Below are 15,521 nucleotides of genomic sequence, written 5' to 3'. Positions count from 1 at the left end.
CTTTCAGTCGGTGAGGTCGAGGGCGGCGCGGACGATGCTGTCAGTGTCGATGCCGTGGTAGCGGTAGACGTCGTCGAGGGACCCGACCTGCCCGAATTTGCTGACCCCGAGCGCGGCACCGGGCACGTTGTTGATGCCGGTCAGGAACGCGAGGGTGTGCGGGTGCCCGTCCAGGACGGTCACCATGGGTGCCGCCCGGTCGGCGGGGAACACCTGGTCGAGGATCCACGAGGGACCGTCGGCGAGTCCGCGGCGGGCCTGGACCGCCTCGAACAGCAGTCCGGGGCTGGTCACACACACCACATCCGCGGCAATCCCCTGCTCGGCCAACCGGTCTGCGGCGGTGAGGGTTTCGGTGATCATCGCACCGACCCCGACCAACGTCACCACCGGCTTGTCGGTGTGCCGCAGCGTGTAGGCCCCCGCGACGACCTGCCGGCGGCGACGCTCCCGCGCCGCCGGATCCGACGGCACCGCGGCGAGGGTCTGATCCACCGGGCGGGTCGACAGCCGCAGGTACGACGAGGAACCTTCCGGACGGCCCAGCCGGGAGATGCTGTCGAGCAGGGTCCATTCGACGTCGATCGCGAAGGCCGGTTCGTAGCTCACGCACCCGGGCTGCTCCAGCCCGATCGACGGCGTCTTGATCGACTGATGCGCCCCACCCTCCGCGGCAAGGGTGACGCCGGAGGGAGTGCCGACCAGGATCGACTGCCCGCCCGCATAGATCCCGTACGACCACGGCTCGAGGGCACGTTCGACGAACGGGTCGTACATCACCCCGATCGGGAACAGCGGCTGCCCCCACCGACTCCAGGTGGCACCGAGCTCCCCCATCAATCCGACCAGATTCGTCTCCGCGATGCCGAGTTCCATGTGCTGCCCGGTGGGCTTCTCCCGCCAGTGCATGATCGTCTCGGCGTCGTCGTCGAACCAGTTGCGGCGCTCGTTCGGCGACCACACCCCCACCTTGTTCAGCCAGCCCGCCAGATTCGTCGTCGACGAGACGTCGGGGCTGACCGTGACCACCCGCTTCGCCGCGTCCGGGGCCTGACGCGACAGATCCAGCAACGCCCGCCCGAGCGCCGCCTGGGTCGTGGACGTCCCGGACGGGGTGCGCCCGATGTCGGCGGGGACGGCGGGCGGTGTGGCGAGTTCGACCTTCTTGCGCGTCAACGTCTCCGCGGTGGCCGCGCACACCCGGCCCGCGGTGCTGTCCGCGGCGAACCGTGCCCACGGATCGTTCGGATCCATCCCCAGTTCGGTGGCCAGCTGTTGGTACTGCTCCACCGTCAGCAACGACGAATGATTCTGCGGGTGCCCCTGCGTGGGCAGGCCGCGGCCCTTGATGGTGTAGGCGATGATCACCGTCGGCCGGGTGTCGTCGATCCGCGCATACGCAGCCCGGAGGGCATCGAGGTCGTGCCCACCCAGATTCCTGATCGCCCGCAGCAGGGTGGCGTCATCCAACTCGGCGATCAGCGAGGTGATCGCCGCGGCGTCGGGGCCGTCGCCGGGCAAACGACGACGCAGCTCCTCGGCGCCGCAGCGCAGCAGCCGCTGGTATTCGGGGTTGGGCATGTCCAGGATCCGCGACCGCAGCGCCGGACCACCCGCCCGGGTGAACAGCGACTCCAGCAGTGTCCCGAACTTCACGGTCAGCACCTGCCACCCGGCGGCGGAAAACATCGCCTCGAGCCGGCCGGCGGCGATGTTCGGGACCACCCGGTCCAGGGACTGCCGATTCAGATCGACGATCCACACGATCTCCCCGAGCTCGGACACCGAAGTGTCCAGGATCGCCTCCCACACCGCACCCTCGTCCAGTTCGGCGTCGCCGACGAGGGAGTACTGCCGGCCCGTCCCGGCGCCGCCGATGGTGGTGTCGACGTAGCGTCGGGCGATGGCACCCCAGATCGGGGCCGTGGCACCGATCCCGACGGACCCGGTCGAATAGTCCACCGGATCCGGATCTTTCGCCCGACTGGGGTAGGACTGCAGGCCACCGAACTCCCGCAACGTCGTCAGATACTTCTCGTCCAACTCCCCCAGCAGGTAGTTGATGCCGTGCAGCACCGGCGAAGCATGCGGCTTCACCGACACCCGATCCCCCGGCCGCAACTGCTCGAACCACAACGACGTCATGATCGACACCATCGACGCACACGACGCCTGATGCCCACCCACCTTCAACCCCGTCGGATTCGGCCGAACCCGGTTGGCGTGATGGATCATCGACGTCGCCAACCACAACACCCGCTGCTCGATCTCCACGAGTGCTTCCGGAGTGCTCGAGCGCGGGGCGAGTTGGTTCGTGTGGGCATCGATCGTGCGGGCGTCGTTCATGGTTTCGTCCTTGCCTGTGAGTTCCGGGCACCGAATCCGATCCTCCTCGGCCCAGTTCGTGAGCGAGGCGGATCGGCGGTGACGGGCAGGCGGACCTGTGGGAACCGGCCTCACCGCATCTTCGAGGTCTCATGTGCAGATCTCTCACAACAGTCGACCATCGGAACGCACTTTGAGCAATACCGGTGACCAAAGTTAAGCATCCTGCGCATTCACAGAGCGGACGCCGCGGTCGACGGTTGGCAAAATGCCCAGCACGACCGCCGTCGCCACCGCCCGGCGCTACCCTGACCGGAAGGGCTGTTCACCGCGCACACCAACTCAGGGGGATCGATTTGACCACCACACCAGACCGCGTTCGCACGGCGTTCCCGGACATCAGTTCGCGTGCGTGGGAGCACCCCGCGGACCGGGCGGCGCTCGTCACCCTGCGCACGCTGAAGGGGTTCGACACCGTTTTCCGGACCATCTCGGGTCTGCTGCAGGAGCGCCAGCACCGGCTGATGTACCTGGCCACGTCGGTGCGCGTCGACGAACGGCAGTTCAGCGATCTCCACGACCTCCGCAGCGACTGCGTGCGGATCCTGGGTGCCGACGAGACACCTGAGCTGTTCGTGCTGCAGACCCCGGTGGTGAATGCCTTCACCATCGGCATGGACCGGCCGTTCATCGTGGTCACCACCGGGTTGCTCGACGTGATGAACTACGAAGAGCAGCGGTTCGTCATCGGTCACGAACTCGGTCACGCCCTGTCCGGGCACGCGGTGTATCGCACGATCCTCATGCACCTGATGCGGCTGGCCGGGACCATCGGCTGGATGCCCATCGGCGGGTGGGCGCTGCGGGCGATCATCGCCGCGCTCATGGAATGGCAGCGTAAGTCCGAACTGTCCGGCGACCGTGCCGGATTGCTGTGCGGTCAGGACGTCCACACCGCCCTCCGCGTGCAACTGAAGCTGGCCGGCGGTTCCCGGGTGAGTGAGATCGACACCGACGCCTTCCTGGCCCAGGCCGCGGAGTACGACGCCAGCGGTGACCTCCGCGACGGCGTCCTCAAGCTCCTCAACATCGAACTGCTCGCCCACCCGTTCTCGGTGCTGCGGGCCGCCGAGTTGAAGAAATGGGTGGACAGCGGCGCCTACGCGGCAATCCTGCGAGGAGAGTACCCACGCCGGCACGAGGACGACGACGCCAAGATCAGCGAAGAGTTCCGCAAGGCCGCGAAAACGTACAAGCAGAATTTCGACGCCTCCAACGACCCGCTGATCCGCATGCTCCGCGAGATCGGCAGCGGACTGGGCACCACCGTCGACGCCGTCGGCAATGGTGTCGGCGACGTCGCGGCGGACATCAAGGAACGCTTCACTCACTGGCGCCGGAACTCCGACGGCAAGAAGGATTCCGAGGGCAAGCGGGATTCCGACGACAAGAGCGACGGCGACAACTGACCGGAAGCCGACGGTAGGCCGGGCGCCGCAGCCCGCGCCCGGCCTTCCCGTCAGTCGGCCATTGCCTCGGCCAGCTCCTCGACCTCCTGGATGACCGGTTCGGGTACCCGCACCGGTCCGGGGGTGTAGGTGACCGACCGCAGTCGGCCGGTGAACCGGAAGGTCCCTCGCCGTTCCCGCAGATCCCACACCACCGGTCCGCGGGCGTCGACGCCCACCGAGATCCCTGTCCACGGCGCCATGCCGACGAGCTGGAACTGGTCGTCGAGGGTGGCGACATCGGTGGTCACCCCGGCCCCATCGGTGAGCGCGACGGTGAAGTTCCACCGGACGGATTCGGTGGCCTCGGCCCGCACCTGCACACCGACAACACCCTCGCCCAGGGGCGCCGACGTGTGTGCGACACGGCCGTAGCTGTTGACCGCGAACATGATCCGGCCGTCCTCGACGTAGAGCACATAACCGCCGTGCGGATCGCCGTGCGCGACGAGCACTCCCTCGTCGCCTGCGGCGATCTCGTGGGTGGCGACGTCGATGGTGAAGTCGCGGTACTGGATCAGCACACTGGACCGATAGCGTTCCAGCGTGGGTGTGCCCGCGAGGATCTTCACCGGTTCCGCGAGCCGGCGCTCGTCGGGCCGGCGCTGCACGGCCTTGCGGTCGTTGAGGATCGGGAACACGGTGTTGTGCCAGGCCGCGCGATCCCATGCCTCGGCCAGTTCCTGCACCTTCTCGGGGAAGAGGTGTGCGACGTCCGTGGTCTCGGCGGGGTCGGATTCGACGTCGAACAGTTGCCACTGCGGATCGTCGACCCGGGTCGGATCCGTGTGCAGCGACAGCAGTTTCCAGCCGTCCCGGTAGAACCCGCGGTGACCGCCGAACTCGGCGTACTGCTCCGTGTGCGGGGTCGGCTGCGTCGCGTCGCGCAGGACCTCGGCGATGCTGACGCCGTCGCGCTCCTGCGCGGGAAGCCCGTTCCGATGGGTCGGCGTCTCGAGTCCGGCGAGGTCCAGGAGGGTCGGGGTGATGTCGGTGACGTACGAGTAGTGCTTGCGCAGCCCGGTGTCGCCGTCGGCGCGCCGGAGCCCGGCAGGCCAGGACAGCAGGAACGGCACCCGGACACCGCCGGCGAACGTCTGCCCCTTGTAGAACCGGAACGGCGTGTTGGACGCCTGGCCCCAGCCGCGCGGGTAGTGGACTCCGATCTTCTCCGAGCCGATCAGTTCCTCGTCGTGCGGGACGTCGCGCACCCAGTCGGACGGCACCGGCCCGTGCACGAATTGACTGAAGTACGAACGGGTTCCCACCGCACCACCTTCGGCCGTGCCGCCGTTGTCGGAGGTGAACACGATGATGGTGTTGTCGGTTTCGCCGAGTTCGTCGAGGGTGTCGAGGACCCGGCCCACGCTCTGGTCGATGCTGTCGACCATGGCGGCGTAGACCTCCTGGTACCGGGCGAACCGTAACTGCTCCTCTTCGGTGAGCTCGTCCCACGGCGGGGCGTCGTAGCCGGGTTCGGTGTTCCGCTCGGCGATCGGCGTGCCGGGAGGGAAGAAACCGGACTCGACCTGGGCATCGAACCGGTTGCGTCGCACGGCGTCCCAGCCCTCGGTGTAGCGGCCTCGGTACTTCGCGAGGTCTTCGGGCTTGGCCTGGTGCGGCCCGTGCATGGCGATGTGCGAGAAGTACAGGAAGAACGGCTTGTCGGCGTCGTGTGCGCGCAGGCTCTTAATGCGGGCGACGGCCTTGTCGGTGATGTCGTCGGTGACGTAGTAGTCCGACGGGTACTCCTCGACGTCGACCACCGAGTTGTCGGAGATCAACTCGTTCGGGTAGTAGAACGAATTCAGCCCCTCGAGGGATCCGTAGTAGCTGTCGAAGCCGCGTTGCAGCGGCCAGGAGTCGCGGGTGCGCCCCGGCGCGAGGTTGGTGTCGCGCGCGAGATGCCACTTCCCCACCGCGTGCGTGGCGTACCCATTCGCGCGGAGGATCTCGGCGAGGCTCAGCGCGTCGTCCGCCAGTTCCATCCGCAGCCCGGGGAAACCGGGATCGAAGTTCGCGACGCTGCCGTACCCGGCGCGGTGCGGGTTCAGCCCGGTGAGCAGCGCAGCGCGGGCCGGTGAGCAGACCGAGGTGGTGTGATAATTCGACAGCCGGTAGCCGCTGTCGGCGAGCCGGTTGAGGTTGGGGGTGTCGATTTCGGAGCCGAACGGCCCGATGTCCGAATAGCCCATGTCGTCGATGAGGATCACCACGATGTTCGGCGCGCCGGCCGGGGCCTTCGTCTCCGGCTTCCACCACGGCGTCGACTCCGCGCTCGTCCGCCCGATGCGCCCGCCGAATCCGTCGTACCCTCGCGCGCCCGACGGGATCTGCTGCTGACCGTCGACACCACCGGTTCCGTTACTTCCCACTTCGGGCACGCGCGCAATCCCTTCACTCACGGAGAATGGATTTCCCCGCACATGTGGGGGAATCGTACGGATGCTCACGACCCCGGCGAGTGGTTTGAATCACGAAGATTCCAAACCGCGTTCACCCGCTGTGACCTGCATCGCCCGAAACCGGTGGCAGAACGTGATCTGCGCAATGAAAGGGGCCACTTTTACACGCGCGTAAGAATTTCAGGACAGGATTTGCGGTGAACGTGCTCCTGCCCGCGTGTGATCGTCCAGAAAGCTGTACCACTGTGCTCCAGCTCATCTCGATACTCGGCCTCCTCCGACGTGCCGGCTCCACCGCGTGGCCGTCGCTGCGCACCGCGTTGCTTCGCTTCGCGGGGTACCTGGTACCGATTGCGCAGACGGCGGTCACCGCGGGGGCGGCGTGGTGGGTGTCGGTCGAGGTGGCCGGTCACGAGCAGCCGTTGCTGGCCCCGCTGGCCGCGGTCGTGTGCCTGAGCGTCGCGCGTGGCGCCCGCAGCCGCCGCGCCGGTGAACTCATCGCCGGTGTCACCATCGGAACGATCGTGTCGGACGTAGTCGTGCGGTATATCGGCAACGGCCCGTGGCAGATCTGCCTCGTGGTGGCGGTGGCCATGTCTTTCGCGGTGCTCCTCGACGGTGGCTCGGTGATCGTGCTGCAGTCGGGTTCGTCGGCGGCGTTGGTCGCGGCGATGGCGTCCGCGACCGCCGCGCACCCGTTCGATCGGGTCGTCGATGCGTTGATCGGGGGTGCGCTCAGTCTGGTGGCGCTGTCCGTGTTGCCCACCGACCCCGTGCGACGGACGCGCCGGTGTGCCGCCGCGGTGCTGGACAGCGTGTCTGCGGCCCTCCGGCAGACGTCGAAGGGGCTGGCCGACGGTGATGTCTCCGCACTGGAGGACGCTCTCGCGCTTGCCCGTTCGACGCAGTCGACCATCGACAGCATGCGCGTCGAACTCCGTTCGGGTTCCGAGGTCGCACGCATCTCGCCGATTCACTGGCGGGGACGTCGCCGCATCGGCCGGCTCGCGTCGATCGCGGACCCGATCGACAACGCCGCACGCAACACCCGGGTTCTGGTGCGGCGAGCCCTGATCGCCACGTACGACGGCGAGCGGGTGGACCCGCAGTTGGCGGACGCCGTCTCCGAACTGGCGCACCTCGCCGACCGGATGCGGCTCATGATCCTCGCGACTCCCGCGACGAAGCCCAACGAAATCCAGCTCAGCGACGAACTCGAACGGTTCGCACGCGCACTGCCGCAGCAGGAGATCTCGGCCGGGTTCTCCGCGGCGGTCGTGTCCGCACAGGTCCGATCGATTGTGATCGACTTCTTCGAGGTGTGCGGCATCCCGCGCGCCGTCTGCCGGCCGATGCTGCCCCGCCCCGCCCAGTACGCGAAAGCCGCGTAGCCCGGTAGCTCAGGACAGGTCGAGCCGGCACTCGTCGGGCGCACGCGAGTTGTCCATGACGCAGAACCGGTTGCCCTCGGTGTCCGCCAGCACGACGAAGTCCGAATCCTCCGGATACCGGTCCCACGGCACCCGCTGCGCGCCGAGACCGACGAGCCGTTCGATCTCGGCGGCCTGATCTTCGCTGTCGCGGGCGTGCAGGTCGAGGTGCAGCCGTGGCTCGGGTTCCGCGTCGTGTTCGCTCTGCTGGATCGCGAGCACCGGCCGGCCGTCGGGCCGGGTCAGGTTGGTGAAGCCGTTGTCGCCGACCGGCGGGCGCGCGGTCAATCCGAGTGCCTCGGTCCAGAACCTGACTGCGCGGTCGACGTCGCGTGCCCCGATCACGGTCGTTCCCAGGATGAGCATGATCCGAACTTATCCGCTGCGCCGGGCCGGGGTGGACGATGTGGGGTGTGGAATTTCAGGATGCGGTGTTGCGGCCCCTCGCCGGGCGGTTGTGCCTCGTCGACGGCGTCGTCGGCGTCACCCTCGGCGGCAGCCGCGCCCGCGGCACGCACACGGCGGAATCCGACTACGACCTCGGCGTCTACTACCGCGGGGCGCTCGACACCGACGGGTTGACCGCGCTCGCGCAGAAGTGGGCGGGCGCCGGGGCGTCGGCGACCCGCACCGGCGAATGGGGTCCGTGGGTCGACGGCGGGGCGTGGCTGTCGTACGACGGCCGGGCGGTGGACTGGCTGTACCGCGACCTCGACCGGGTGGCCTCGGTCTGGCAGGACTCGCAACAGGGGGTGTACGGGCTCCACGCCCAGACCGGTCACCCGTTCGGGTTCGCGGACTTCGCGTACGCCGGCGAACTCGCGTCGGCGGTGATCCTCGTCGATCCGTCCGGACAGCTCGCTGAGTTCCGAACCGCCATGCAGCACTACCCGGACGCGCTGCGCGACGCCCTGGTGCGGCGGGGGCTGTGGGAGGCGGAGTTCGTCACCGCGCTGGCCCGCAAGGCAATCCCGCGAGCCGACACCACGTACGTGGCGGGGTGCCTGTTCCGCGCGGTATGCCTGTGCGCCCACGCCCTGCACACCCACGCCCGGCGCTGGCTCATCAGCGAGAAGGGCGCCGTAGCCGCCGCCGGCGCCCTGCCGAACGCACCGGCCGACTTCGGCGCCCGCGCTCACGCCGTCCTCGGCCGGCTCGGCGCGACACCAGACGAATTGACCGCCGCTCTCACCCTGGCCGAACAGCTCGCCGCGGACACCCGCGACGCCTGCCCGCTCACCTGAGCACGCGCACCCTCAGCCGTCCGCCCCGAACCGCCCGCGGGCCTCGACCGGAATCAGCGGCTTCTCCGCCCGCGCCCTGATCTGCTGGACCGCCCATGTATTGCCGTCGGGATCGGCGAATCCGAAGAACGTTCCCCCGTCACGCTCGTCGAACACGGTGATCTCACTGACCTCGACATCTCGATCGAGCAACTCCTGGCGGGCCGCGGCGGCGTCGGCGACCACCAACTGCAGTCCCCTCATCGACCCCGCCGCCATCTCCGTGTGCGACGGGAGGTCGCCGATCACGATCGAGCAGCCCGAACCGGTGGGGGTCAGCTGAACGACGTGCATGTGCTCGTTGGTGGTGTCGTGATCGAGATGAAAACCGAGCTTGTCGCGGTAGAACGCGACGGAACGATCGATGTCACCGACGGGCAGAACGACCACTTCGAGTGTCCAGTCCATGATGCGAGTTCCTCCGTAGCTGGGCGGTGTACCTGGGGAGCGAAACTGCTCCGCATCAGATAGTGGCACCGTTCCGCATCGCGTGGTGGCGCATCGACGACGCCGCGCTCAGCCGTGCGTGTGGAGCGGCTTCCCCGACAGCGCGAGCATCGCCTCGCCCAGCGCCTCGTTCTGCGTGGGGTGCGCGTGGACGAACGGCGCCACGTCGGTGGGCAGGGCTTCCCAGGCGACGGCCAGTTGGGCCTCGCCGATCAGTTCGCCTACGCGGTCGCCGACCATGTGCACACCCACCACCGGGCCGGTGTCCCCGGCCCTGACGACCTTGATCCCGCCCGACGTTCGCAGGATCTGGCTCTTGCCGTTGCCCGCGAGGTCGTACACCACGGACGTCGCGTCGCCGTGCCGTTCGCGGGCGGCGGCCTCGGTGAGACCGACGGACGCGACCTCCGGGTGCGAGTACGTCACCCGCGGAACGAGATCCTCGGCCACGGGGACCGGATCGAGGCCGGCGATCTCCTCGGCGACGAAGATTCCCTGCTGGAAACCGCGGTGCGCCAATTGAAGTCCGGCCACGATGTCCCCGACGGCATACACGCCGTCGACGGGAGTGCGGAGCCGGTCGTCGGTGACCACGAACCCGCGGTCGAGGGCGATGCCGTGTTCGGCGAATCCGCAGTCTCCGGTGCGCGGTCCCCGCCCCACCGCCACGAGCAGGATGTCCGCCTCGGGGGTGTCGCCGCCGTCGAGTTCCACGAGGACGCCGTCCGCGGTCTCCTTCGCCGCGGCGACCGTGACGCCGGTTCGGGTGGAGATACCGCGTTTGCGGAACGCGCGTTCGAGTTGCTTCGAGCACCAGGGATCCTCCGCCGCGACCAGGCGAGGAAGTGCCTCGACGATGGTCACGTCCGCGCCGAACGACGCCCAGACACTGGCGAACTCGACACCGATCACGCCGCCGCCGAGGACGATGGCCTTCTTCGGGACGAACCCGAGGTTCAGGGCGTCGTCGCTGGTGACGATGCGCTCACCGAGCTCGATGGACGGAACGGTCCGGGCGTAGGAGCCGGTGGCGAGAACCACGGACGTTCCCGTGTAGCGGGTGCCGTCCACCTCGATCGTCCTGTTCCCGAGATACTTTCCGTGACCGGTCACGACGGTGATCTTGTGGTGGGCGACCAGGCCTCGGAGCCCCTTGTGCAAGCGATCGATCGTGCCGTTCTTGTACCAGTGCACCGCGTCGATGTCGATGCCGTCGAACGTCGTTCGCACCCCGAACTCCACACCGGTCCGCGCGGCGTCGGCGATCCCGGCGGAGTGCAGCAGCGCCTTGGTCGGGATGCAACCCCGGTGCAGGCAGGTTCCGCCGATCTTGTCCGCCTCGATCAGCGTGACCGACAGCCCGAGTTGCGCGGCCCGGAAGGCGCAGGCGTAGCCGCCGGAGCCGCCGCCGAGGATCAGGACGTCGCTGTGCGCGCCTGTCATCTACAGCCTCCCCAGGACGGTGATCGGGTTCTCGATGTAGTCGGCGAACAGCCGGAGGAATCCTCCGGCGACACCGCCGTCACACACCCGGTGATCGAAACTCAGCGACACCTGCATCACCTTCCGAACGGCCAACTGCCCGTCCACCACCCACGGTTTGTCGACGATACGACCCACACCGAGGATCGCCGCCTCGGGATGGTTGATGATCGGGGTCGAACCGTCCACACCGAACACACCGTAGTTGTTGAGGGTGAACGTGCCCCCGGTCAGCCGCGACGGCGGGAGTGCTCCCTCGCGGGCCAGCGCCGTGGTGTCCCGCAGTTGCCGGGCAAGGTCGACGGTCGTGAGCGAGTCGGCCTTCTCGATCACCGGGACGACCAGCCCGCGTGGGGTTTGCGCCGCAATGCCCAGGTGCACATGACCGTAGCGCACGATCTCGTTGCGGTCGGTGTCAACTGTGGAGTTCAGTTCCGGGTACCGCGCGAGCGCCGCGAGCGCCAGGCGGGCGAGCAGGGCCATCAGACCGACCTTGTCGTCCTCGGGCAGTGCGGCGTTGATCGTGCGGCGGGCCTGCACGACGTCGGTGGCGTCCACGTCCACCCACGTCGTGGCGTCCGGAATTTCGCGGCGGCTCGTGGACAGCTTGTCGGCGACCGCCTTGCGCACGCCCTTGATCGGTATCCGCTGCACGTCAGTGGAGTCGGGCGTGGTGTCGAGCGCCCGCTCGACGTCGGCGCGGGTGATCACACCACCGGGACCACTGCCCGGCAGCCGCGACAGGTCGAGGTCGTTCTGCCGCGCGAGGTTGCGGACGACCGGCGAGATGACCCGCGTCGCAGAAGCCTTGGGGGCCTGCGCGATTTCGCGGTTCGCGGCGACACGACGCCGGCGCCGACCGGTGTCCTCACTGGTGCCATACCCGATCAGGACGTTGCCGCTTCCGGACTGTTCCGCCTCGCGGTACTGCTCGTGCGCGGCGGGGGTACCGCTCACGGTGATCAGTGGGGTGCCGACCTTCAGTGTCGAGCCTTCGTCGCCGTGCAGGGAGATCACCGTACCCTCGAACGGAATCGGCACCTCGACCGCGGCTTTGGCGGTCTCGACCTCGACGACCACCTGGTCGATGGTGACGGTGTCGCCGACGCGGACTCGCCACTCGGCGATGTCGGCCTCGGTGAGTCCCTCGCCGAGGTCGGGGAGCAGGAAGACTTGGCCGCTCATGCTGTCACCGCCCAACGGGTGTCGGCGGAGTCGTTCCACTGCAACCGGTCGACGCTGTCGAGGACGCGGTCGATGTTCGGCAAGTGCAGGCGTTCGAGTTTCGGCGCCGGGTACGGGATGTCGAATCCACTGACCCGCAACACCGGGGCGTGCAGGTGATGGAAGCAGCGTTCCTGGACGCGGGCGGCGATCTCGGCGCCGACACCGGCGAAACCCTGCGCCTCCTGAATGACGATGCACCGTCCGGTCTTCCGGACCGACGCCATGACCGTCTCGTCGTCGAACGGCACGATCGACCGCAGGTCGATCACCTCGAGGTCGTGACCCTCCGCCGCGGCGGCCTCGGCGGAGTCGAGCGCGACGGTCACCGACGGACCGTAGGCGACGAGGGTCGCGTCCCGGCCGGCACGCCGGACGGCCGCCTTCCCGATCGGCGCGCCCACCGCGAGATCGACGTCGGCGCGGGAGAAGTACAGCCGTTTCGGCTCGAGGAAGATCACCGGGTCCGGGTCGTCGATGGCGGCGCGCAGCAGGGTGTAGGCGTCCTCGACGGTGGACGGGGCCACCACCTTCAGCCCCGGGGTGTGCGCGTAGTAGCCCTCACTGGAATCGCAGTGATGCTCGACGCCGCCGATGCCGCCGGCGAACGGGATCCGGATGACGATCGGCACCGACAGCGCGCCCTTGGTGCGGTTCCGGATCTTCGCGACGTGGGAGACGATCTGCTCGAACGCCGGGTACGCGAACGCGTCGAACTGCATCTCGACGACCGGCTTGAACCCGGCCATCGCCATGCCGATGGCGAAACCGATGATGCCGGATTCGGCGAGCGGGGTGTCGAAGCAGCGGTCGTCGCCGAAGTCGCGGGTGAGTCCGTCGGTGACCCGGAAGACGCCGCCGAGCGTGCCGACGTCCTCACCGAAGACGACGACGTTCTCGTCCGCGGCGAGCGCGTCGCGCAGTGCGGTGTTCAGGGCCTGAGCCATGGTGAGTGTGGGCATGATTCAGTGCTCCTCGGATTCGGCGGCCAGTTCGGCCTGCACCTGGGCCTGCTGTTCGCGCAACTGTGGGGTGGGTTCGGCGAAGACGTGCCGGAACAGATCGAGCGGGTCGTGGGGCCGGTCGACGTTCATTCCGGCGCGCAGGGCCGCGGCGGCGGTGTCGGCCTCGGCGGTCAGGGCGTCGACGGACGCGTCGTCGAGCAGGTCCCGGCCGCGCAGGTACTTCTCCAGCCGGGTCAGCGGGTCGCGTCCGAGCCACTGCTCCACCTCGGACGAGTCGCGGTAGCGGGTGGCGTCGTCGGCGTTGGTGTGCGCGTCGATCCGGTAGGTGTGGGCCTCGACGATGACCGGCCCGTTGCCGGCCCGGACGAAGTTCGCTGCCTCGTCCATCACGGCGAGCATGGCGACCGGGTCGTTGCCGTCGACCTGCTCGCTGCCGATTCCGTAGCCGACGCCTTTGTGCGCCAACGTGGGTGCGGCGCTCTGCCGGGCGAGCGGCACGCTGATCGCGAATCCGTTGTTCTGCACCAGGAACACCACCGGGGCCTTGAACACGGCCGCAAAGTTGAGGGCCTCGTGGAAGTCGCCCTCACTGGTCGCGCCGTCGCCGCAGAACGCCAGCGCGATCGCGTCTCGGCCCCTGCGGTGTTCGCCGTACGCCACACCGGTGGCGTGCAGCAATTGGGTGGCCAGCGGGGTGCACTGGGGTGCACTGCGGTGCCGCGCCGGGTCGTAGCCGCAGTGCCAGTCGCCGGCGAGCATGCTGAGGATCTCGACCGGCTCGATACCGCGGGCGGCGAGCGCCACCGAGTCGCGGTAGGTGGGGAACATCCAATCGGTCGGTCGCAGGCTCATCGCCGCCGCGATCTGGCAGGCCTCCTGGCCACGCGAGGACGGATACACCGCCAGCCGGCCCTGCTTGGTCAGGGCCGTCGCCTGCTGATCGAAGCGCCTGCCCAGCACCATGTTCCGGTGCATCTCCACCAGACGGTCGTCACTCGGCCTCGGGTACCGGGCCTCGCTCTCGGTGAGCGCGCCCGCCGAATCCAGATACTGCACCGCACTGTCGGCGGGAAGGAACTTCCGATACGGCCTCGCCGGGGGCTGCTCTACGAGCGTCACGTCTACCTCCATATGCATTGTGTTCGTCAATGCTCGCAACTGAACGACCTATCGACAACGACTGGGAGGAATCAGAGACAAATGGCCTAGAATCGGCCTGTCGGGGGCAGAATGTCTCACCGAAGTGTGAGCGACCACAGCAGGGATGGACAGATGGCCGAGGGCACAACGGACACGTACGAACTCGACGCGATCGACCGACGCATCATCAAGGAACTCGTCGCCGACAGCCGCATCTCGATGCGAGCGCTGGCGGAGAAGGCGCACATCTCCCGCGCCCACGCGTACGTCCGCATCGAACGGTTGCAGGAAGCCGGGATCATCGAAGGATTCACCACCCGCATCTCGCACTCCAAAGCGGGCCTGGGCTCCTCCGCGTTCATCGCCCTGTCGATCAGGCAGGACTCGTGGCGGGGAATCTCCACCCAGCTGCGGACATTGCCGTTCGTCGAGCACTTCTCACTACTGGGTGGCGATTTCGACGTTCTCGTCCTCGTCCGCGCACCGGACAACAGCGCACTGCGTCACGTCGTCCTCGAACGGTTGCAGAGCCTCGAAGGTGTGCAGGCGACCAAGACGTGGCTGATTTTCGAGGAAGCCAGCGGGCCCGGTCCGGAATGGGTTCGTTGACGCGGCGGATACGATCGCAGCATGCGCAGCGACCTGATGAAGAACGCGGAACGCAATGGACTACCGGGCACCTTCGTGCTCCAGAATCCCCGAATGCTCAAGGTGGACTTGACCGGAACCGGCGGCCACTTCTTCGCCCGGCAGGGAGCGATGGTCGCGTACCAGGGTGACGTCGACTTCTCGTACGAGGGCAGCGGCGGCGTCGGGAAGTTCTTCAAGAAGGCGTTCACCGGTGAGGGCATGTCGCTGATGAAGGTGTCCGGCAGCGGCGACGTGTTCCTCGCCCGCGACGCCGACGAGATCTTCCTGCTCGAACTCGAGGACGAGTCGGTGACCGTCAACGGTTCCAACGTCCTCGCGTTCGACAGTTCCCTGAGCTGGGATATCCACCGCGTCGAGGGCGCGTCGATGCTCAGTGGCGGACTGTTCAACACCACGTTCACCGGGCGCGGCGTTCTCGCCGTCACCGTGTACGGCACCCCCGTCGTCCTGAACGTGGACACCCCCACGTACGTCGACATGCAGAGCGCAGTGCTGTGGTCGACCGGCCTGCACTCGTCGATCCGCAAGACGGCGAAGATGGGCGCTGCGATCGGCCGAGGATCCGGTGAGGCATATCAGCTGTGCCTCACCGGAAACGGATTCGTCGTCGTGCAGGCCTCGGAGGGGCACCCGGTTCCCAAGCCGTGACCGCGCGGGTGCC

13 protein-coding genes are annotated in these 15,521 nt (G+C 68.1%); 5 read left to right on the top strand and 8 right to left on the bottom strand.

Going from position 1 to position 15,521, the window contains the following annotated elements:
• Positions 1-3: 3 nt before the first annotated feature.
• A complete protein-coding gene (locus BLV94_RS30285; protein WP_072946760.1) occupies positions 4-2,460 on the bottom strand; it encodes a transketolase-like TK C-terminal-containing protein in 2,457 nt (818 codons plus the stop codon).
• Between the two features lie 221 nt (positions 2,461-2,681).
• Between BLV94_RS30285 and BLV94_RS30275 the strand changes: the two genes are divergently transcribed.
• Positions 2,682-3,794, top strand: coding sequence for a M48 family metallopeptidase (locus BLV94_RS30275; RefSeq protein ID WP_072946759.1), 1,113 nt, complete (start codon positions 2,682-2,684; stop codon positions 3,792-3,794).
• A 50-nt stretch (positions 3,795-3,844) separates the two neighbouring features.
• Here BLV94_RS30275 and BLV94_RS30270 read toward each other — a convergent pair whose 3' ends face one another.
• Complete coding sequence (locus BLV94_RS30270) at positions 3,845-6,208, bottom strand: arylsulfatase (protein ID WP_371851584.1); 2,364 nt, start codon at positions 6,206-6,208, stop codon at positions 3,845-3,847.
• Positions 6,209-6,483: 275 nt separating this feature from the next.
• Here BLV94_RS30270 and BLV94_RS30265 point away from each other — a divergent pair, with 275 nt between their 5' ends.
• Positions 6,484-7,629: an FUSC family protein gene (locus BLV94_RS30265; RefSeq protein ID WP_072946757.1), complete on the top strand. Its 1,146-nt coding sequence runs from the start codon at positions 6,484-6,486 to the stop codon at positions 7,627-7,629.
• Positions 7,630-7,638: 9 nt separating this feature from the next.
• Here the strand turns inward: BLV94_RS30265 and BLV94_RS30260 are convergent, their stop codons facing one another.
• Positions 7,639-8,034 carry a VOC family protein gene (locus BLV94_RS30260; protein WP_072946756.1) on the bottom strand — a complete coding sequence of 132 codons (396 nt, stop codon included), beginning with the start codon at positions 8,032-8,034 and terminating at the stop codon, positions 7,639-7,641.
• Between the two features lie 38 nt (positions 8,035-8,072).
• On the opposite strand from BLV94_RS30260, the gene BLV94_RS30255 reads away from it, so the two are divergent.
• Positions 8,073-8,912, top strand: a complete 840-nt coding sequence (locus tag BLV94_RS30255) for a nucleotidyltransferase domain-containing protein (protein ID WP_072946755.1) — start codon at positions 8,073-8,075, stop codon at positions 8,910-8,912.
• A 12-nt stretch (positions 8,913-8,924) separates the two neighbouring features.
• On the opposite strand, the gene BLV94_RS30250 is transcribed toward BLV94_RS30255, so the two are convergent.
• From BLV94_RS30250 to pdhA, 5 genes are all read right to left on the bottom strand, one after another.
• The gene (locus BLV94_RS30250) at positions 8,925-9,359 is read right to left on the bottom strand and encodes a VOC family protein (RefSeq protein WP_072946754.1); all 435 of its coding nucleotides are present in this window, start codon (positions 9,357-9,359) and stop codon (positions 8,925-8,927) included.
• A 108-nt stretch (positions 9,360-9,467) separates the two neighbouring features.
• The gene (gene lpdA / locus BLV94_RS30245) at positions 9,468-10,841 is read right to left on the bottom strand and encodes a dihydrolipoyl dehydrogenase (RefSeq protein WP_072946753.1); all 1,374 of its coding nucleotides are present in this window, start codon (positions 10,839-10,841) and stop codon (positions 9,468-9,470) included.
• The gene (locus BLV94_RS30240) at positions 10,842-12,065 is read right to left on the bottom strand and encodes a dihydrolipoamide acetyltransferase family protein (protein ID WP_072946752.1); all 1,224 of its coding nucleotides are present in this window, start codon (positions 12,063-12,065) and stop codon (positions 10,842-10,844) included.
• Positions 12,062-13,066: an alpha-ketoacid dehydrogenase subunit beta gene (locus tag BLV94_RS30235; RefSeq protein WP_072946751.1), complete on the bottom strand. Its 1,005-nt coding sequence runs from the start codon at positions 13,064-13,066 to the stop codon at positions 12,062-12,064. Before BLV94_RS30235 ends, BLV94_RS30240 begins: the two co-directional genes overlap by 4 nt.
• Before the next feature lie 3 nt (positions 13,067-13,069).
• Entirely contained in the window at positions 13,070-14,206 is a 1,137-nt protein-coding gene (gene pdhA, locus BLV94_RS30230) for a pyruvate dehydrogenase (acetyl-transferring) E1 component subunit alpha (protein WP_072946750.1), read from the bottom strand.
• A gap of 135 nt (positions 14,207-14,341) precedes the next feature.
• Here pdhA and BLV94_RS30225 point away from each other — a divergent pair, with 135 nt between their 5' ends.
• Positions 14,342-14,818, top strand: coding sequence for an Lrp/AsnC family transcriptional regulator (locus tag BLV94_RS30225; RefSeq protein WP_072946749.1), 477 nt, complete (start codon positions 14,342-14,344; stop codon positions 14,816-14,818).
• Between the two features lie 21 nt (positions 14,819-14,839).
• On the top strand, positions 14,840-15,508 hold the full coding sequence (locus tag BLV94_RS30220) for an AIM24 family protein (RefSeq protein WP_072946748.1): 669 nt from the start codon (positions 14,840-14,842) through the stop codon (positions 15,506-15,508).
• Positions 15,509-15,521 lie beyond the last annotated feature (13 nt).

Source organism: Rhodococcus koreensis, assembly GCF_900105905.1.
Lineage (GTDB): Bacteria > Actinomycetota > Actinomycetes > Mycobacteriales > Mycobacteriaceae > Rhodococcus_F > Rhodococcus_F koreensis.
The sequence above is the reverse complement of the archived record's forward strand: the minus strand, read 5'-3'. Positions and strand labels throughout refer to the sequence as shown.

Bases quoted from the DNA above. Each gene is read 5' to 3' on its own strand.
- BLV94_RS30260 (WP_072946756.1), bottom strand. From the start codon at position 8,034: ATGCTCATCCTGGGAACGACCGTGATCGGGGCACGCGACGTCGACCGC.
- BLV94_RS30255 (WP_072946755.1), top strand. From the start codon at position 8,073: ATGTGGGGTGTGGAATTTCAGGATGCGGTGTTGCGGCCCCTCGCCGGG.
- BLV94_RS30250 (WP_072946754.1), bottom strand. From the start codon at position 9,359: ATGGACTGGACACTCGAAGTGGTCGTTCTGCCCGTCGGTGACATCGAT.
- lpdA (WP_072946753.1), bottom strand. From the start codon at position 10,841: ATGACAGGCGCGCACAGCGACGTCCTGATCCTCGGCGGCGGCTCCGGC.
- BLV94_RS30240 (WP_072946752.1), bottom strand. From the start codon at position 12,065: ATGAGCGGCCAAGTCTTCCTGCTCCCCGACCTCGGCGAGGGACTCACC.
- BLV94_RS30235 (WP_072946751.1), bottom strand. From the start codon at position 13,066: ATGCCCACACTCACCATGGCTCAGGCCCTGAACACCGCACTGCGCGAC.
- pdhA (WP_072946750.1), bottom strand. From the start codon at position 14,206: ATGCATATGGAGGTAGACGTGACGCTCGTAGAGCAGCCCCCGGCGAGG.
- BLV94_RS30225 (WP_072946749.1), top strand. From the start codon at position 14,342: ATGGCCGAGGGCACAACGGACACGTACGAACTCGACGCGATCGACCGA.
- BLV94_RS30220 (WP_072946748.1), top strand. From the start codon at position 14,840: ATGCGCAGCGACCTGATGAAGAACGCGGAACGCAATGGACTACCGGGC.